This window comes from Sorangium sp. So ce381 (assembly GCF_051473845.1).
In the GTDB taxonomy this organism is placed as follows: Bacteria; Myxococcota_A; Polyangia; order Polyangiales; family Polyangiaceae; genus Sorangium; species Sorangium atrum.
Map to the genome: position 1 here is coordinate 2,781,421 of NZ_CP150336.1, position 19,843 is coordinate 2,801,263.

The 19,843-nt window shown below is 69.8% G+C and carries 9 protein-coding genes and 1 pseudogene; 4 read left to right on the forward strand and 6 right to left on the reverse strand.

All coding sequences use genetic code 11. The features are described 5' to 3' along the window. Positions 1-53: 53 nt before the first annotated feature. The 3 genes from WMF29_RS10660 to WMF29_RS10670 form a co-directional block, all read right to left on the reverse strand. Positions 54-698, reverse strand: a complete 645-nt coding sequence (locus WMF29_RS10660; protein ID WP_437328735.1) for a Uma2 family endonuclease — start codon at positions 696-698, stop codon at positions 54-56. 160 nt (positions 699-858) lie between these two features. Beyond that, a complete protein-coding gene (sthA, locus tag WMF29_RS10665) occupies positions 859-2,256 on the reverse strand; it encodes a Si-specific NAD(P)(+) transhydrogenase (RefSeq protein WP_437328736.1) in 1,398 nt (465 codons plus the stop codon). Positions 2,257-2,303: 47 nt separating this feature from the next. After that, on the reverse strand, positions 2,304-2,831 hold the full coding sequence (locus WMF29_RS10670) for a tetratricopeptide repeat protein (RefSeq protein ID WP_437328737.1): 528 nt from the start codon (positions 2,829-2,831) through the stop codon (positions 2,304-2,306). A 62-nt stretch (positions 2,832-2,893) separates the two neighbouring features. Between WMF29_RS10670 and WMF29_RS10675 the strand changes: the two genes are divergently transcribed. The 4 genes and pseudogenes from WMF29_RS10675 to WMF29_RS10690 all read left to right on the forward strand — a co-directional run. After that, positions 2,894-4,936 (forward strand): hypothetical protein, encoded by a 2,043-nt coding sequence (locus WMF29_RS10675; RefSeq protein WP_437328738.1) that lies wholly within the window; start codon positions 2,894-2,896, stop codon positions 4,934-4,936. Between the two features lie 107 nt (positions 4,937-5,043). Beyond that, positions 5,044-5,817: an esterase/lipase family protein gene (locus WMF29_RS10680; RefSeq protein WP_437328739.1), complete on the forward strand. Its 774-nt coding sequence runs from the start codon at positions 5,044-5,046 to the stop codon at positions 5,815-5,817. 37 nt (positions 5,818-5,854) lie between these two features. Further along, positions 5,855-6,421 (forward strand): hypothetical protein, encoded by a 567-nt coding sequence (locus WMF29_RS10685; protein ID WP_437328740.1) that lies wholly within the window; start codon positions 5,855-5,857, stop codon positions 6,419-6,421. Positions 6,422-6,659: 238 nt separating this feature from the next. Continuing rightward, positions 6,660-6,869 (forward strand): annotated as a pseudogene (locus WMF29_RS10690) (adenylosuccinate synthetase); the annotation flags it as partial. A 670-nt stretch (positions 6,870-7,539) separates the two neighbouring features. Here the strand turns inward: WMF29_RS10690 and WMF29_RS10695 are convergent. The 3 genes from WMF29_RS10695 to WMF29_RS10705 all read right to left on the reverse strand — a co-directional run bounded on the left by WMF29_RS10695 (position 7,540) and on the right by WMF29_RS10705 (position 19,668). After that, on the reverse strand, positions 7,540-14,271 hold the full coding sequence (locus WMF29_RS10695; protein ID WP_437328741.1) for a DNRLRE domain-containing protein: 6,732 nt from the start codon (positions 14,269-14,271) through the stop codon (positions 7,540-7,542). A 1,198-nt stretch (positions 14,272-15,469) separates the two neighbouring features. Continuing rightward, complete coding sequence (locus tag WMF29_RS10700) at positions 15,470-15,688, reverse strand: hypothetical protein (RefSeq protein WP_437328742.1); 219 nt, start codon at positions 15,686-15,688, stop codon at positions 15,470-15,472. Between the two features lie 20 nt (positions 15,689-15,708). After that, positions 15,709-19,668 carry a protein kinase domain-containing protein gene (locus WMF29_RS10705; protein ID WP_437328743.1) on the reverse strand — a complete coding sequence of 1,320 codons (3,960 nt, stop codon included), beginning with the start codon at positions 19,666-19,668 and terminating at the stop codon, positions 15,709-15,711. Positions 19,669-19,843: the final 175 nt, after the last annotated feature.

Consider the following 19,843-nt stretch of genomic DNA (forward strand, 5'->3'; position numbering starts at 1 on the left):
GCTGGCCTCGAAGCGCCTCGGCAGACGGCGCTTCGTCGCTCAGCGGACCGAGCTCACCTGGCGCTCCGCTCCCGGAGCCTCGCGCGCCACGCGCGCACCACGGACGTCTGATCCCCCTTGCGCAGCATGAACTCCGTCAGCCACGCGACGTCGAGCCCGGGCAGGAGCCGGCTCTGCCCGGCCTCCGCGTAGCCGTCCGGGCCGAGGAGGTGGATGGAGAGCTTCCCCTTCTTCAGGAACCAGACCTCGGGCACGCCGAGCCCCGCATAGACGGAGAGTTTGTTGATCGTCCCGCTCTTCTCGATGATCTCGATCGCGAGCTCCGGGATCTCCCCGTCCTCGACCGTCCCGAGCACGTAGCATTCGTCCGGCTCCACCCCCCGCTCCGCGAGCCTCTTGCGGACGGTCATGCTGCCGTATCCGCTGAGCGGCAGCTCCGCCTCTTCGGCATAGGCCTCGACGAGGCGGGCCAGGATCTTCTTCCGCCCCTCGTGGGGTCCGCCCGGGCTCATCAGCTCCAGCACTCCCTCGCAGTACGTCACCCGCACGCCCGCACGGTCGCCGAGGACCGTCAGGAGGGCCTCGTACTCTTCCCATGAGACGTCATGAACGACGAAGAGCTGGTCTTCCGAGCCGTCCGCCGCGACCGCGTCGGCGCGTTCGGCAGGGGGGGCGAGGAGGGGTGCAGCGGCGGCCATGACAGCGTGCTCCTCCCGGGAGTATCACCGCCGCGCCGCGCGCTGGCAACCGCCGATCCCAGCGCCCGCGCGCCGCTGCCCCGCTCGACGGCCCTGACGCGCGCCACGGACTCGCCGGACGCTGCCAGGGGCGGGCCCGGGGCGCTCGGGAGCCGCGCCCTCAGAACACGCGCCCCAGCCCGTCGAGCGCCGCGACGCGGTAGGCCTCGGCCATGGTGGGGTAGTTGAACGTCGTGTTCACGAAGTACCGGATCGTGTTGTGCGGCGCAGGCTGCGACATGATCGCCTGCCCGATGTGGATGATCTCCGCGGCGTTCTCGCCGAAGCAGTGGATCCCGAGCAGCGCGAGCGTCTCGCGGTGGAAGATCAGCTTCAGCATCCCGACCTGCTGGCCTGTGATCTGGGCGCGCGCGAGCGTCTTGAACGTCGACTTCCCCACCTCGTAGGGCACCTTCTCCGCCGTGAGCTCCCGCTCGCTCTTGCCCAGCGACGAGATCTCGGGCGTCGTGTAGATGCCCGTGGGGATGTCCCGGACCAGCTTGTCGTCGGCGTCGCCGCAGAGGTGGCTGGCGGCGTACCGGCCCTGGTCGTAGCTCGCGCTCGCGAGCGCCGGGAAGCCGACAACGTCGCCGACCGCGTAGATGTGCGGCTGGCTCGTCTGGAACGTCTCGCTCACCTCGATCTGACCGCGCTTGTTCGGCGTGATCCCGACGCTCTCCAGGCCGAGATCGGCCGTGTTGCCCGACCTCCCGTTGGCCCAGAGGAAGACCTCGCTCCGGAGCTTCTTCCCGCTCTTCAGGGAGAGCACGACGCCCTCCTTCGTGGCCTCGACCGCCTCGTGCTCCTCGCCGTTCAGGACGCGGATCCCCTTGTCGCAGAAGTGGTACCCGAGCGCGTCGGTGATCTCGTCGTCGAGGAACTCCAGGAGATGGGCGCGCGTGTTCACGAGGTTCACGGCGACCTGCATGTTGCGCAGCATCGACGCGTACTCGCAGCCGATGACGCCCGCCCCGAAGATCGTGATGCTCCGGGGGGTGTGATCCATGCGCAGCAGCGTGTCGCTGTCGAAGATGCGGGGGTGGCTGAAGTCGATGTCGGCCGGCCGGTACGGCCGCGAGCCGGTCGCGATGATGAAGCTGTCGGCCGTGTAACGCCGGCGCTGGCCCCCGTCGCCCTCCACCTCGATCGTGCGCGGATCGACGAAGCTGGCCTGCCCCGGAATGAGCTGGACGCCGTTCCGGTCGTAGAAGCTCTCCCGCAGATCGACCTGCTCGTCGATGACGCGGTTCGCGGTCGCGAGGAGCTCGGCGAACGGGTACTCCGGAACCACATCCATCCGCTTGTAGATGGGGCTCTGGTTGATCAGGTTCATGTGGTAGATCGCGCGGCGCAGCGCCTTGCTGGGGATCGTCCCCCAGTGGGTGCAGCCCCCGCCGACCCGCGTGTAGCGCTCGATCGCCGCGACCGACTTGCCGTGCTTCGCGGCCGTCATGGCGGCGCCTTCGCCGCCCGGCCCCGTGCCGATGATGATGAGATCGAAGTGCGGGGTGGTCGCCATCGAGTTCCTTGCCTCCGGCGCGCCGCGCGCGCGTGCGCCGGGGAAGGCTACTCGAACTGGAGCGGCTCGTCGTCGTCCCCGACGCCGAGCATCTCGAGGATCTGCCGCACCTCCATGGCGGACTCGACCTCGGGGCCCGCGTCCAGGAAGCCCTGGAGGTGCTTCCGCGCGAGCGCGCGGTTGCCGCGGGCCGCGTACGCGAGCCCCATCGCGTGCATCGCTTCGCCGTCCTTCGGGAACCGGCGGAGCGCCTCCTTCGCCTGCGCGATCGCGCCGTCCGTGTCGCCGAGGCGACGGAGCGCGTGCGACAGGGCCACCCGCGCCCCGAGGAAGCTCGGCGCGAGCCGCACGGCGGCGCGGTACGCGTCGCGCGCGGGCTCGAGCTGGCCGAGCTCGTAGAGCGCGTGCCCGAGCAGGTTGTACGCGTACGGGTTCGACGGGGAGGCCTTGATCACGTCGCGCAGCGCGACGAGCGCCTCCTGGACTTGCTCCTCTTGCAGGAGCTCGGCCGCCTCCTCGACGGCCTCCCAGTGGGCGGCGTCGATCGATTCGTCCACCACGGCTCTGAGCACCATGGCGCGCAGTCTAGCCAGAATCGGCGCGCCGTCCTGGGCTCCTTCGTGGTACCGGCCGGGCCGTGAGGCGCCCGCCGCGGATCCGGCTGCTCTTGTGGCACGCGAGCGCCGCGATCCCGGTGCTCGGCGCCGCCGCGGCGTTCTACGGGCCCGCGCTCGCCAGGACGGGCGGCGTCTGGCCGGCGCCCCTCGACGACGTCTACATCCACTTCGGGTTCGCCCGCGCCGCGGCCCTGGGCCACCCGTTCTCGTGGATCCCGGGCAACGGCTACTCGTCGGGCGGGACCAGCCTGGCGTACCCCCTCGTCCTTGCGCCCGGGTACCTGCTCGGGTTTCGCGGCGCGTGGCTCGGCCTCTTCGCCGCGCTCCTCGCGTGCGCCGCGCTGCTCGACCTCTGCCGGTCGCTCCGGCGGCTCCTCGAGCCGCGCGCCGGGCCCGGCGCCGCCTCCTCCCGCTGGGTCGCCTGGGTCGCGCCGCTCTTCGTCGTGGCCGTGCCGCTGCTCGACTGGAGCTGGTTCTCCGGGATGGAGGTCGCGCTGCTCGGCGCGGTGATGGGCCGGGCGCTCGTCGCGGTGCGGCGCGCCGAGCTCGCCCCGCCGGCGCAGCGCCCGGCCGAGCAGCTCCGGGCAGGGCTCCTCGCCGCGCTGCTCGTCGCGACGCGGCCCGAGGCCGTCGCGCTCGCGGCGCCGCTCGCGGTCGCCGTGGCCCACGCGGCGGGCTCGCTGGGCGCGGCGGCGTCGCTCGCGCGCGCGTCCCTGCCGACCGCGCTGCTCCTCGGCGCGCAGGCCGCCGCGAACCGCGCGCTCACGGGGGAGTGGAGCGCCGCGGGGGCGGTGCGCAAGCTCATCCTCTCGAACCCGTACCCGGCGCCGCTCGAGAAGGCGGTGGAGGTGATCAAGAACCTCGCTGCGTTGCGGGTGCAGGCGCTCGAGAGCGCGCTCGGCGGCCCGTCCTACGCCTACGTCTTGCCGCTGCTCGGCGCGATCGCGGCGCTCGACCGGCGCGCGCGGCGCCTCGCCGTGCCGCTCCTGATCGGCGCCTACGGCTCGCTGCTCCTCGTCGCGCTCAACGCGACGGCGCGCTACCAGAACCTACGCTACGCCGCCCCGGCGCTCGCGATGCTGCTCGTCGCGGCGGCCCTCGGGGCCGAGGCGCTCGCGCGGCGGGGGCGGCTCGCGGCCGGCGTCGCCGCGGCGCTCGCGCTCGCGGCCCTCGCGGCGCCCTCCGCGTGGTTCGGGCGGCAGATCGACCACTTCGCCCGCTCCTCGGCCAACATCGCCGGGCAGCAGGTCGAGGTCGCGCGGCGCCTCGCCGCGCGCGCGCCGCGGCCGCGGCGGGTGCTGCTCGGCGACGCGGGCGCGATCCCGTACCTGTCGGGGATCCCGGCCATCGACGGGCTCGGGCTCGGCGGGTACCGGGGGATGCCGTTCGCGCGGGCCTCGGTGCACGGCGTGCCGGCCGTTGTCGAGCTCATCGAGCGGCTCGACGCCGCCGAGCGGCCTGACGTCTTCGCCCTGTACCCCTCGTGGTGGGGCGGGCTCGCGGACGTCTTCGGCCGGCGCGTCGACGCGGTGAAGATCGAGGACAACGTGATGTGCGCCGCGGACGAGAAGGTGATCTACGAGGCGGACTGGTCGGCGCTCGCCCCGCCGGGGGAGCGCCGCGACGGGGCCATCGACGAGGTGGACATCGCCGACCTGATCGACGAGCGGGCGCACGGCTACGCGTTCCCGTCGCCGCGCGGCGGCTGGGTCGTCGGCGCCGTGCTGCGGGACGGGAGCGACGGCGGCGGTGCGCCGCGGTTCGACGCCGGCAGGATCATCCCCGAGGGGCGCGAGCAGTCGTTCGCGATCGGAGCGGCCGCCGCGTTCGCCCGCGGGCCCGCGGTGCTCGCGCTGCGCACCGACGGGGGCGGCCCGATCGCGATCGGCGTGGCGGTCGAGCGCGCCCCGGACGAGGCGCGCGTCGAGGTGCCAGAGCGCCCTCTGGACCGCTGGTCCGAGATCCGGGTGCCGCTGCGCGACGTCGCGCCGGGGGACCTGGTCCGGATCCGCGCGCTCCGGGGGGCGTTCCGCAGCTTCCATGTCTGGCTGCTGCGGCCGTGACCGGCCTCCTTGCCGCCCGCGCGGCGTCCTCGAGGCGCGCGCCCGCGACACAGCGCGTCGCGAGCCACGGGGACGTCACGCGACGGATCCATGGTAAGAGCCACCACGTGGCGAGGTGGTTCCGTGCGTCGGCCTTCGCGGCGACAGCTGGCAGGGAGGTGGCCTCGTTCGCGAGGCAGGCGGTCCTCCTGCCTTACGACACCCTCGCGCCGGTGATCCCTGAAGGGGCGCGCGACGGCGACGAGGTGGTGGTCATCCTTCACGGGCTCTTCGCCTCCGCCGGCGTCCTCCGGCCGTTGCGCACGGCGATCGAGCGCCACGCCGCCCTGTCGCGCGCCTCCCGGGCGCGTGGTCGGACGGACCCGGCGCGCGCCGAGCCGTCGTGGTCGGTCCACACCGCGACGATGTCCTACGCGCCGGGGCCCGGCGTCGAGGCGCTGTCAGAGCGCCTCGCGGCGCTCGTCGCGGCGCTGCCGGACGGGGCGCGCTTGCACCTCGTCGGCCACAGCATGGGCGGGATCGTGTGCCGCTTCTTCGCGCAGGAGGTCGGCGATCCGCGCATCGTGCAGACCATCTCCATGGCGAGCCCGTTCGGCGGCATCCCGCGCGCGGCGCTGCTCGGCTTCGGCGGCGCGCGCGATCTCGACGCGTCGAGCCCGGTCCTCCGGCGCGTCCTCCTCGGGACGGCGCGCTCGAGCATCCCGCACCTGTCGATCGTCGCGGGGGCCGACACGCTGGTCCGCTCGCCCATCGCGCACGCGCTGCCGGGCGGCGAGGTGCGGGTGATGGAGGGGCGTGGGCACAACACGCTCCTCTTCGATCCCGAGGTGGCCGCGCTCGTGGCGCGGCACATCGTCGAGCGGCGCGGCCCCGCGCGCTGACCTATCGCCGCTCGGCGCTTCGTGCTAGCTCGCTCGCGTGCGCTCGCCCATCGCCTGCCTCGCCGCCGTCGGCGCCTTGCTCGCCCCGCTCGCCTGGTCTTCGCCTTCGCGCGCGGACGCCTCCGCGTGGACCTTCGTGGGCGCCGGCGCGGTCGGCTGGAAGCAGGGGGAAAGCGATCTCGTCTTCGACGGCGCGCTGTCGTGCGACGTCGGCGTCGGGACCACGCCCGACGCGCCCGTCATCGTCGGCGGCCTGATGCGAGCGACGCCGATCCTCGACAGCGGCATCGATCTCGCGCTGCTCGCCCGGGTCGCGACGCGCGGCTTCCAGGCTGGCCAGCTGGGCCTCGCCCTCGACGCGGGCGGCTACCGCCGCTTCTGGGGCGCAGGTTCCACGGGCGTGGCCGGCGCGCTCACGCTGGGGGCGCCGCTCGGCATCAGCCTCTCGCTCCAGGGGAGCTACGGGACAGACAATGCGATGGCGTTCGCCGCCATTGCGGGCATCGACCTTCTGCGTCTCACCGTCTACCGTCAGTCGCTCCTGCCGCTGTGGCCGAACCCGTTCCCCGCGCAGCAGCGCGGGCAGGACGTCGCCTCGCGCTGAGGGGCGCGCGACGCATCTCTCCGGACATGATGGGGAGCCATCGAGCCGGGAAGTGGGCGGTCGAGGATCGGGCGCGCGACGCGCATTGGCGCCGCCGACGCCGGTTGACCGGCGAAGTCGTGCCCCGGCAGGGTGCGGCCAGGGGGCGTCAGGGATGTCGTCGCCGCGCTCGCCATCCTTCTCCCTCCTCGCGTTCATTCACGTTGCGCCGCGCCGGATCGGATGTCACGCGCGGAGGGTCGACGAGATCGCGACAGCGAAGCCGATGGTGGAGTCGGTGGACGAGTGGAGCGAGCCGATCGGCGGCGCGCGGTCGATGACCGAGCTGCCCGCGGCGGCGCAGCACTACGTGAAGATAGGCGAGAAGGAGACGGGCATGCAGGCCGATGTCGTCTCGGTCGGCGCGGACCGAGATGCGACCATCGTCCGGCGCAACGCATTCACGTGAGGGGCGGGGCTGAGACTCCGGGCCGTTGGCCAGGAGCCAGCCCCGGCGTTGCCAATGTCTCGCGGGAGCCGAGGTCGTGTCAGGCCTTGAAGGGGAGGTCCTCAGGACGACGACCAGCGTCCGCGCCTCATTCGAAACTGCCAGCGACCGCGCGGACTGAGCAGGCTCAAGAGGACCCGCCCAGCGACCGGCACCGCACGCTGAGGCTCCGGGCCTGTCAGCGCAGCTATCGCTTCATGTAGAGCCTCATCGAAGCACCTCATTTCCAGGTACGCCAATGCCAGGTCGGCGCGCACCTCGGCATCAGCTTCATCCGCCGCTTCGCCAACATTCCTTGTCGCGCTGGGCAACACACGGCACCAGCGCTCCGGGTCATTGGACACTTCGCGCGCCAGCGCCGTGACGCAACTCGCACAGGCGCCCAGCTCGTCGTGGCTCGTTCCTGGCGGTCCGCCGCAAGAGCCACAGCCTGCTCGACGTACCCGGTCCGTCGCCTGGCTCGCGTGCTCTCTCTGGTGCATGATATTCTCCAGCGCCTCTCGATAGCGAGGCTCATCGCTCGCAATCAGATGGCATACCGCGAGGCACTCGAAGCAGATCCCGTCGCGCGGCCCGACGACGAGTTCATCCGCCGACCTCGTCGTCCCACAGAACACACAGGCCGCTGGATTCACAGCTTGTCCCGCCCAGCGACGCACGCCGCCCAGAAAGCCTGCATCGCCCGGTTGCAGTGATCAGAATCACCCCTGGTCTTCATGCACAGCTCATAGACTTTTATTGCCCTCGCTTGACAATCCTTGTCCCGCCGTTCTTTGCCGTTGTCGTTGGCCGGGCACATACCGAAGCCGCCCGGAAACTGCCTCGGGCCAGACCCAGACCCAGAATCAGATCCAGAACTAGAACCGTACTTGGATGCCACTTCAGACGCCATGTCAGCCACGCAGTCCACCAAGTTGCGTCCGCTCAGGGAGCAAATCACAAGGGAGAATGGATTGAGACCGTTCGGATCCGTGAAGCTGATCGGATCGTTGAGCACGTACCCGTACAGGTTTGTGTCTCCACCGTCAAACCAGATCGGATCCTTCGCCGTCCACCGCCCCACCTCCGCGTCGTAATCTCGCGCTCCGAAGCGCACCAGCTTCGTGTCAACGTCGTACAACCCGCCGGCGAAGCCGAACGGCTGGAAGCCCGGATTCGTGTCCTGGAGGACGCGGCCGAACTCATCATAATCGATGCGCTGCGCTATCGCTCCGGTTGAGGTGTTGACGACCAGCCGCGGGCTGCCCCGGTGGTCCGTCAGAATCCGGTAGGTCGCCGCATCCTTCAGGATGAGATCAGGGACATTGCGACCCTGCCCGTAGACGAACTGCGCCACCACCGCGCCCGCGGCATTGAGCTCCGCCACGGGTCGCAGGTCGTCGCGGTAGATGAACCCCTGCACCACCGCGCCGTTCTTCTTCTTCCAGATCCGGCGGTCCTCCCCATCCACCAGGTATTCGATCACGTCACCGGTGCCCAACTCCACCTGGCGGAGGTTACCGCGCGCGTCGTAGGTGAGCGTCGTTGTCGCTCCCGTGGTCGTATCGGTGATGCTCGTGAGGTCGCCCGCCGAGCTCACCTCGTAGGTCTTGAGTGCATAGCTCAGGAGCCGATCCCGGTCATCATACGTACCGCTCTCCGTCCCCGCGGACGACGTTCGCGACAGACGATTCCCGTTCGCGTCGTAATCGTAGTGCGCCGCGATCACGCTGTCGTGATACACGTCAGTGAGGCGGCCGACGAGGTCGCGAACATACTCGTACGTCGCGGTCTGCCCTTGTATCGTCTCCGTCATGCTCTGGATACGCCCTACAGCGTCGGGCGTGTATGTCACCTCGTACAGCGTCGAGCCGCTCGCCTGCGCGACGTACGTCGCCGCGGCGCCATAGGCGTCGCGGGTGATCGTATCGCTCACGACGCCGATCGTGCTCCCGGAGTACGTCCCGTTGTCGGGATGCCGGGAGAGCGTGAGCCCGCCCGCTTGGGTGAGGAGGCCGTCTGGGTCGTAGTCGAAGTTGATGGTCGCACCGCTGCTCACGGTCTCCGTATCGATGCGAAAGTCGTTGTCGTAGACCCACTGCACACTCGAGGAGTTGCCCCCGAACCCGGCTCCTGTCCACGTCAGACCGGTCAAGAGCATGCCATCGTAGGCAAAATTGAGCGAGATACCTGAAGGACCGGCGATGGTCGTGAGTCTTCCAGTCGACGGATGATAGGCGTAGCTGATGGTGCCCATCCCCAGCGGCAGCGCCACCTGGCTGAGGCGACCTGTGGACGGGTCCCGCGTGTAAACCGTCGCGGCCTCACCTGGGCGCGCCAAGCTCGTGAGCATGCCGTCCAGATCGTAGGACCACGAGGTATCCACGGGAGCACCGCCGACGGCCGGAGCCAGGTACTCCTCCAGGAGATCTGCCGGCGTATAACCGAATGTATGCGCCGGCCGGTCCGGCGGCGTCACCGTGTGGACGAGTCCGCCGGGATAGTAGCTCGTTCCGATCACCTCGTCGTCGGCCCTCGTCACCTGCGTGGAGCGGCCGACCGCATCGTGAAGGAAAGAGACGGTGTTGAGCAGTGGATCGGTTGCCGTCGTGAGCCAGCCGTTATCTTCGTACGTGTACGTCCACGTCCTGGCTCCCTGGGTTCGCGCGCTCAAGCGACCATCCGGATAGTACGTGAAATCCATTGGCAGGATTGCGGGCACCGCGATGCGCTGGGTCCGCCCCTCGGGGGTGAGGGTGACCGTGGACTGGCGCCCCGCAGGGGATGTGTGGACGGTCGCCCTCGTGGCCTTGTTGAAAACGAGAGAGGAGGCGCGCCCGTTGATCGATATGGAATCGGTCAACGAGCTCACGCTCAGCGCGTTGGTCGGATCCGTGAGGACCACCGAGTGCGATCGGGTAACTTGCCTTGTTCGTCCAAGGGGGGTCGTCGTGACCTCGCTGCTGACCAATGGGGACTGCATGCCGAAGCGCGGGTCCCCCTTCACTTCGACGGAGGTCACGGTGCCGTCCGGCGCCGTGGTCGTCCTGGCACCACTCGTACTGATGTGTTCCACGGTCGAGAGCCCGTCCGATCCGGTGCGGATGCGTTGCTTGCTGCCGTCCGGCAGCGTCGCGACCTCGTACCCGCGGGTCAACCCCATCGCGGTCGTGACCGTGACACGGTGGCCGTTGGGCATCTCGGTCCGGGTGAGCTGCTTGTAGCCGCCCGCCGGATCCTCGTCCCTGATGAGGCGTCCTTTCGCGTCGAACTCGAACTGGTGCAGCCGGCCGAGCGGGTCCTCGAGGGACTGGAGCAGCCCGCTGTTCGGATAATACGAGAGCGTCGTCGTCTCGTTCGCCGGATTCGTGACCTTCCAGAGATAGTGCTCGGCGTCGAGGGTGAGCGCGGTGCTCTGCCCGGTCGGCGCGAGGATGGCCGTCGGGTAGCCGTCTGCGTTGCGCTGGATGGTCGTGACCTGCTGGTCGACATCGGTGATCGTGCTCAACCGCCCCTTGGCGTCATACCCGAATTCGTAGCGCACGGTGCCGAGGAGAGTGTCATGAGTGACGAGGTGCTTACCCTGCTGGTCGAAGATGTACACCTCGGTCCCGTCATCGCTCGCGATCGCGAAGTGAGCCGCTTGGATGCGCGGGAGCGCCATGTCGACGCGGCCGATGTAGGAGTAGCTGCCGTTGCCATCGATGAACATCAGGCGGTCATCTGGAGTAACGGCCAAATCCGTCACTTGTAAGAACCAGGCCGCGGTCGGGGGACCGCCGAGACCGCAAGCATCGCAATTCCAAGGGCGAGGAGCTCGGTTGCCGGCGAACGTGGTGAGTACCCCATCGGGCGAGATGCGCCGGATGAGATTGTCCTGCAGCAGCTCGCCAGACCGCGTGGCGAAGTACACGCTGCCGTCCTGTCCGACCACCAGTGAGTTGGGAACACCGATCGAAGCCGAGATCGCGGGCACCCCGTCCTCGGATGTGGTCGTCTCGACGGTGCCCGCGATCTTGCTGATAATCCCACTGCGATCGATCCGCCGGATCCGGGTACCATCCCACGATTGTCCGGAGGATTCCGAGATATATATTGATCCGTCCGGCCCAAGTGCCATATCATAGATCGAACGGAATCGGGCATCGACAGCGGGGCCGCCGTCGCCGGAGCTGACAGCGGCGTTGGTGTTCCATGAGCCTGCAACCGTCGTGATTATCCCGTCAGGCGCCACCTTGCGGATAGAATTGTTGAATGCCAGGTAGAGGTTACCGTCGCTGGAAACGTCGAGGCCATACACGGAGCCCGAGGAGCCGGAAGTGGCGAGCACACCGTCGGGCGGTCGAGTGCCTAATAGACCGTTGCCTGCGACCGTGGTGATGATTCCATCGGGCGAGATCTTACGGACGCGGTAGTTGCGCTCGTCGATGAAATAGATGGCACCGTCGGGTCCAATCGTGAGTCGCCCAGGCTCGTTCAATAACGCCTGAGTCGCAGGCTGGTTATCTCCATTGAATCCGGCCTGCGCGTTGACGCCGGCGATCGTGTTGACGAAGCCGTCGGGCGAGATCTTGCGGATGCGATGCATATAACGCTCGGAGTAGTAGATGCTTCCATCCGGACCGACGGCGATTCCGCGAGAGACAGCAATAGGCACTCTGTCGGCGCGGACTCCCTCAGCGGTGGCGCTGCTCGCAGGAGGAGGTGGATAGCCGGCGATGCGCTGGAGCACGGCGACCATGGCTCGGCCGGTGCGACGCGAGCCGTCGCCGCTGTAGAGCATGGACATGCCGGGATCGAAGACGTGATGATGGCTCAAGCTGAACCCGCCGAGGGCAGGCGTGCTGTTGGTCCACGCTCCGAGCGTGCTCTCCCAGCGTCGGCCCAGGGAGATCTCCTGCCGAGTGCGGTTCCCCGTGATGATCACGTCGGCGGGCGCTCCGAAGGATCGCGGACCGCCGCTGCCCGAGCCGCCACCGCTCGACATCGCTCCCTGCGCAGCCGGCACAAAGTAATAGCCTTCGTATACGTAATTGATGTCCACTGTGACCGGCTGCACTCCGGGAACCACACGCCCGAGCATATCTCTTCCGTCCCACTCAAACGTGTACTGCTGGTTCGGCGAGCAGGGACAGTCGACGCGCATATCGAATGTCTTTCCCGCCACGGTGACCTTGAACTCGATCCGCTCGAGGTTGGGGGGCACGGCCGACGTCGTCAGTGGAATCGCGAGGCGATTCCGGTTGAGTCCCTCGGTGCGATCGCTCTTGTAGTGGAGGTCGAACGGCGTCCCGACGATGGGTAAGCCCTCCCCGAGCCTCTGGCTCTCGCATTCGATGATGGATCCGCACTCGAGGCTGGGGTCGTCCGGATCGTCGTCGTCGTCGTCGTCGTCGTCGTCACCGCCACCATCGCCGTCGCCGCCACCATCGCCGTCGCCGTCGCCGTCGCCGTCGCCGTCGCCGTCGCCGCCACCGTCGCCGTCGCCGTCGCCGTCGTCGTCGTCGTCAGGAACGGGGGGCGACGGAGCGCCAGGGGGCGGACCGAACGGCCAGTTGCAGTCCCACGGGGTGAAGTGCGTGACCAGGGATCGCCAGAGGCTCGTCCCGACCGCATACTGCGCGCCGAGCTGCTCCAGCTCCTCGGCGCTGATCCCGAGCGCGCCGAGCTCGCTCGCGTCGTCGGCCGCGCCGTCGCCGTCGATGTCGACCGACGCTACCCCGCCGCTCACAGCGAGAATCTCGATGACGCGCCCGTCGTTCGCCGGCACCCACGCCCCTTTCTCGGCGTCGTAATAGCCGAGCGGCACATGCATCCCGACCGGGAAGTCGAGGAAGTTCTCGACATAGAACGGAATGGGCTGGTTGAACTCGACCTTCGTCGCCCCGGCGGCGACCGCCTCGTCGAGCCCGAGCTCCACCGCGTACGTGTACCCGCTGGTCGGGGGCAGCGTTCCCGGCATCGCCTCGGGGCCGTTCGGGCCGACCGTGTACTCGGTCGAGCGCACGTGCACCTCCGCCGGCAACGCCACGGTCATCGTCGCCCCCGGCGGACCGCTCGGGTTCGGCACGGTCATCGTCCCCGTCGTGCCCGAAGGGAAGAGCAACGTCGCCTGGCGTGTGCCGCTCTCGTCCATCTGGACGCTCCCGCGTGCGACCTGCGCCCCGGCCCCGCTGCCCAGCGCGACGGGCGTCACCACGGGATCGCTCTCGATCAGCACGATGTCGGGCGCAGCGGACCAGCGCTGCCACTGGGTGCCCACCTGCCGCTGCACCGGCAGATAGCCGGCCTTCTCGTACTTCATCGTGAGCGGCTGACCTCCCCGCACGACCAGCTCGAAGGCCCCGTCCGCGCGCGTGAGGACCTGTCCGTAGCTCTCCGCGTCTCCCGCGTCATGGTGCAGCACGCTCACCTTCACGCCCGAGATCGGGACGCCCGCTCGCGTCGCGACCTTGCCCTTGACGACCGCCACCGAGGCCGGGGCGATCGTCGCCGTCACACCCGTCTGCGGCGCGTTCGGCCCCTGGTAGATGCAGCCCACGGCGTCGATCAGCAGCGTGGCCACGGTCGGATCCAGCGCCGGACAGGCCACGTGCGTCACCGTGCCGGTCGCCGGGTCGCACGTGTCGATCGTGCTCGGATCGCTGTCGTCGGTCGCGATGGGCGTGTGCACGATGCCCAGCACCGGATCGCAGGTATCCGTCGTGCACGCGTCGCCGTCGTCGAGCGTGCCGGTGCAAGTCGGCGCGGTCGTGTAACAGACCTCGAGGCTCGGCCGCGTGGCCACATTCGGCTCCTCGCTGCTCCGGAAGGAGGTGGTGAGGACCGGCGCCTCTTCCAGCAACACGCCGTGATTCGGCGTAGTTCCAGCGAGCCACGCCGCGGTGAGCGCGGTCAGATCGGCCGAACGCATGCCGGCGCCGGGAAGCGACTGGAACGACGCCGCAATCGCCGGGTCGAAATCGGTGCCGTTCGCCAGGCTCTGCCAGGTCACCGTCGGCTCGGTCCACGGCGAGAGGATCCGGTGGATGTTGATGGTGCTGGAGCTGGTATCGTCCCGGTAGATCTGCTGGAGGCGCAGCGTCGCGGAGGCGACCTGCGCCGCTGGGGGTAGCGGCGAGAGGTCGAAGCGGAGGACGGCGTGCCGCACGCCGAAGCCGGCCAGCGTGCCCGTGCGGAGCAGCACGGTCGAGTCGCTCCAGGTCGGGTACGTCTCCCAGATCGTCGCGTCCTCCACCGCGCCGAGGGTCCCGCGCTGGATTGTGACGCACGTCGGGTCCTCGGTGCCCGCCGCGAGCTTCGCGGTGCCGTGCAGCTCCTCCTCCGGTGAGCTCGAGCTGCACGCGGAGCCGGTCGCAGTTGCGCTGAACAGGACGCCCCCCATCAGCAGGGAGTACTTCCGCCAAGCGTTGCGTAAGACCCTGATGGATCCTAGTGGTCGAAGGGATGATGGCTCGTGATGTCTCACTCGATATCTCCTTATTGAAGAAGAGAAAGGAGAACTGCTGCACGTCACCGCTGGATGGCGGACGCGTTGAACCGCAAAGCATTGCCAACCAAGCGCTGTCGCCCTGTGCCTTGTCATTGATTTTTATACTGAACGGCATTGCGCCGAGCAGGGCTGATGGCGCACCTTAGGGGCCACCTGGGAGCTCCACATTCAAAAAAACGGAACTCCATGTTTGTCATGCGAAGCGAATCCGAGTGTCTTGGTGCCGCATCCACGCGCGCGCCTGATCCCGCCGTCGGGGCGCGCACGGGAGCTCCAGAGCGACGAGATCACGACCGCGAAGCCGGCGCTGGAATCAAAGCCGGCTAGCGCGCCCGTCCGGAGGAGCACGGTCGAGTCAATCGATGTCGTGAACGTCTCCCAGATCGTCCCGTCCTCCACCGCGCCGGCCGTACCGCGCTGGATCGTCACGCATGTCGCGTCCTCGGCGCCCGCCGCGAGCTTCGCCGTACCGCGCAGCCCCTCATCGTCCGACGATCCGGAGCTACATGCCCCCCCTACGAGGAGCACCAGAGCGCAGCACGCGAGCGCTCTCCGCTTCACCCATCCCCGGCGTCATTGCTTTCCTCCGCGGGCGCGAAGGGACCAGAGCGACGAGTAAATAGCAATTACAACCGATAACAGACAGCGCGACCCCGCCACAAAAGTCGCCAGATCCGCCCGCTCCCCAGCACGATTTCAGCGCATCCGCAGGCGCGCCGTCTCCGAGCCATCGCCTCGATGACGGCACGTCCCCGTTCGTGACGTCGTCCTCGGCGATCGCGGGCGGCGCGTGCGTCGGCGCCGGGGTCGACGAGATCGCGACGGCGAAGCCGGTGCTCGAGCTGGTGACCGAGTGAAGCGAGCCGGGCGGATCCCCGGCGCATCGGCCCGATGACGCGCTCCCGCCCCCGGCGCGACTTCCTGGTCCGGCTCGGCGTGGCGCACCGCAGACGAAGGCGAAGGTCAAGCCGGGCCCCGCCGCGCCGCCTGCGCCCGACGTGCTCTGAACGCAGCGACGCCGGTGCGTTCCGGGCTTGGCCGGGGCGGGGCAACTCGGCACTCCCCGCCCCGCCCCGCCCCGCCTGCCGCTTCAGCCCGTGAACCCCGCGAGCCCCGCCACGAGCCGATCGAGATCCGCGCGGCTGTGCCGCTCGGTCACGGCGATGAGCAGCTCGTCCCGCCGCCGCGCGTCGATCCGCCCGAGATCGAGCCCCGCGATGATCCCCTGCTCCGCCAGCGCCCGCGTGAGCCTCCCCGCGTCCCCGCCTCGGACCTTCACGGCGGACTCGTGGAACGTCGGCGCCGACATCGGCAACGCGTACCCTGGCCTTACCCGGCCGGCTGTCCACCCGGGCCGTGGTCCACCCACGCCCGCGAGAGCTCCAGCGTTCGGGCATTCTCCTCCACGTTCTGGAGGAATCCGTCGCGCGTCCGGGGATCGGCGATCTGCACGGCCACAGCGAGGAGCCGGTCGCGCGCGTCGGCGATCGCAGCCCGGGCCGCGCCGCGCTCGCCCGCCGCAAAGAGCGCCTCCGCGTGCACGAGGCGGGCGAGCGCTTCGCCCTCCTCGACCTTCGTCACCGTGGCCAGCAGCGCCATGGCCGCGTGGCTCTCCGCGAGCGCCTCGGCCGACCGGCCGCGCGCGAGCAGCACGGATGCCAGCGTCGCTCGGGCCGCGACCTGGGCTTGCTGCGCGGTCTCCAGCAGCGCCACCGCGCGGCGGGCCTCGCCCTCCGCCTCGTCGAGCCGGCCCGCGCTTCGCAGGATCCCCGCCAGGTAGGTGCGAGACCAGCCCTCCCCCCGCCGACTGCCCTGCGCGGCGCACAGGGCGGCGGCCTTCGCCTCCACCACGCACGCCTCCTCGAGGGCGCCGGTACGGCCGAGGACGCGACCCAGGTCGTGCAACGTGAAGCCGAGGACGTAGTCCAGCCCCATCCGCTCGGCTTCAGCGACCGCGGCGCGCAGGCGCGTCATCGCTTCCGCGTACGCGCCGAGCAGGGATTCCCGGAATGCGAGGTTGCACCGCTCGACGCACGCCCTCCGTAGGTCGCCCACCTCCTCGTAGCAACGGAGCGCGCGCGCGGCGAACGCGCAGCTCTCTTCCAGATGGCCGGCGAAGAGCTCACGCATCCCGCGCTGCCGATAAATCGGCCCGCTCACGCTCGGGTCGTCGCGAAAGCGCTCCGCGACCGACGCGATGCGCGCATCGAGCGCCTCGGCCCGCTCGTGGAGACCCGCGAGCAGGAGGTCGAGCGCGATCGACGCGGCCGTCGTCACCGCCGGAGCGGTCGCCTGCCCGTCGGGCCGCCAGGCGTCCGCGAGCATCGTGTCGAACAGGACGAGGTCCTCCGGCTGCCCGAGGTGCCTCGCCGCCCGTCCGGCCTCGGCCAGCGCCGCATACCAGGGCGCAGTGCCCCTCGGCAGCACGCGCAAGGCCACCTGGGCGCACCGACCGAACTCCGCGATGTCCCCGCGCCACCGGCGCGCCTCGGCCCGCAGCAAGAGCAGCTCCTCCCGCGCCGCGCCGCTGACCCCGAGGGAGAGGGCGCGCTCGGCCCACCGCAGCACCGCGGCGAAATCGTTCGCGGCGAACGCCTGCGCTGCCGCCGTCCGGTAGAGCTCGGCGGCGCGCGCGTGCTCGCCGGCGCGATCGAAATGCTCGGCGATCACCGCTGCCGATGGCTCCGCGGCGCGATCGAGCCACGCCCCCGCCAGCCGATGCCCGAGCGCGCGATCCTCCTCGGTGAGCATCCCATAAGCCGCCTCGCGCACGAGCGCGTGCCGGAACGCGATCTCCCGCTCGCCTTGGAACCTCGACGCCGAACGCGTGATGATCCACTCGAGGCCCTCCAGCCGGGCGAGGTGATCGTCGATCGACCCGTCATCCATGCCACCCAGCAGCGAGTCGATCGCGCCTCGCCAGAAGACGTCGCCGAACACGCTCCCGGCGCGCAGCAGCCGGCGCGCCATGTCGTCCAGCCCTTCGAGGCGGGACCGCACCATGGCCAGCACGGTCTCCGGAGTGTTCTGCTTGTTCCCTTCGGAGGTCGCGCGGATCAGCTCTTCCAGGTAGAACGCGTTGCCTTCGGCCTGCGTCACGATGCGCTCCAGGGTCGCCTCGCTCACCTGGTCGCCGAGCACTTGCCTCACGAGCCGCGCGCTGGCCCTGGAGGTCAGCGGCTCGAGGCGAATCTCCTGGAGCTGCCGCTCGGCCCACAGCCGGGGGAACAGCTTGTGCACGTCCGGGCGCGCCAGCGCCAGCAGCATCCATGGCCGATCGCGGACGCGGCGCAGCGCCTCGTCGAGGTATTGAACCGTGGGCGCGTCGCTCCAGTGCAGGTCCTCTATCACGAGGAGCAAAGGGCGCTCCCCGGACACCGCCTCGAGGAAGTCCACCCAGGCGCGCTGCATCTGATCGCCGAGGAGCCGGACGTCGCGGCGCGCGGCGTGCAGCTGAATGCTGTCCTCGTCGGGAAACGGTGTATTCAGGAGCTCTCCGAGGAACTCCGAGACGCGCCGCGCCTCGGCCCCGTCGAAATGCTTGCTCACGTGGGCGCGGAGCTTGTCGCGGCGCTCCTCCAGCGGCTCTCCGTCTTGGATGCCGCCGCAGGCCTGCCGCAGCGCCTGACCGAGCAGGCCGAGCGCGGCGCCCGTGCGCAGCGGGTCTCCTCGGCCGACCCACAAGGCGAAGGGGGGATCGCGCTGGCGGACGCGGAGCAGCAGCTCGTAGGCGATGCGCGATTTGCCGATGCCGGCCGGCCCCGTCACGAGCACCGCGCGCGCCCTCGACTCCTCGATGGATTGGGTGCGCAGCGCCTCGATGGCCGCGATCACCCAGTCGCGCCCGACACATGCGGTCGGCCTGCCGAGCAGCGTCCTCGCGCCCTTCGTGAGGGCCTGTTCGCCCTGGAGCCACAGGCCGGTCTCCGTCTCGAAGACATCGAAGCGGGCGTCGAGCAACCCGGCGGTCACCTCGTCAATCGCGATCGGCCGCGCCTGGCCTGCCGCGTGCGCGGCGCCGGCCGAGGGCACGGGCTGCGCCAGCGTACGTGTCGCCCGGTCGATAAGGTCGCTGGCAGGCAGCCTCCCCGACAGCTCTGCGGTGCCCGTCGCGAGCGCAAGCCGGCGGCCGCCGGCGTGCTTGCGCAGCGAGAGCGCGCAGCGGGCCGCTCGCACCGCCTGATCCGTGGCCAGGCCAGTTCCAGTGAACGTCATCAGGATCGAGCTGTCCATCAAAAGGTCGAGCTGAACCCCGAGCGCAGCGACCTCCCGCGTCATCTCCTCTGGGGTGGACGCGATCTCGGTCTCCGCGTCCGGTCGTCCCGCGCCGCCGGCCCTGGGGGGCTCGGGGGCCATCAGCAGCACGCACGTCACCCTTCGTTCCTTGTGGGTCAGCGATGGCGGGGGCGAGGAGAGCGGCGAGCGGACCGAGGGCACCGGGGCCGACACCTCCTCAATGGGGAGCGTCGCTCTCAAGCCCACCGCGTTGAGCGCCGCGGCCACCGCGGCGCCGTCGCATGGTCGCTCCGCCGGGTCCTTGGCCAGCATCCGGGTGCACAGCACGTCGAGGGATGGCGGCACATCGGCCCGCAGCTCGCTCGCCCGCTGGACGTCCTCCAGCACGATCTTCAGCAGGATGGACATGAAGCTGTCGCCCCTGAAGGCCTGTACGCCGGTCAGGCACTCGAACAGCACGCAGCCGAGCGCGAATACATCGGCGCGCGCGTCGACCGTCGTCCTGCTCCGGGCCTGCTCAGGCGCGACGTAGGCGGGAGTTCCGACGATCATCCCCGACTGGGTCATTCGTGATGCATCGGAGAACCGGGCGATCCCGAAGTCGAGCAGCTTCACCCGCGCGACGTCGCGCTCCACGAGGAACAGATTGGAAGGCTTGAGATCGCGATGCACTATCCGGTGCGCGTGCACGACAGCGAGCGCCTCGGCGGCGCGTGTCATGAGCGTGACCGTCTCGTCCACGCTGAGCCCTCGACGCCCGAGCCTCGTGCAGAGATCCTCGCCCTCGAGCCACTCCATGGCGAGGTAGGGGACTCCCTCCGCTGTCATCCCGTGCGCCACATAGCGGCAGATGCCCGGGTGATTGAGCTCGGCGAGCACAGCGGCTTCGCGCATCAGGCGCTCGACGTTTCTCGGGTCGAGCTGCTGCACTAGCTTGACGGCGACGGGCTCGCCCGAGGCTCGATCGCGAGCCTGGTAGACTTCCCCCATGCCGCCGATTCCCCCGAGCTTTTCGATCTCGAATCGTCCGGCGATTACCTCTCCCCGCCGCATGGGGGCGCAGTATCCCTCGGATCGAGGAATACTTGCATCAGAGGAAATCTCGACCGTCTAGGCATCCGCCGGCGAGCTTGTGGGGGAGGGCCCGCGTCGTGCCCTGCGCCTCGAATTGGCACACTCCACTCACGTCGTCTGGCGTTCCCGGCGACGATCGCGACGCTCTGTCTCT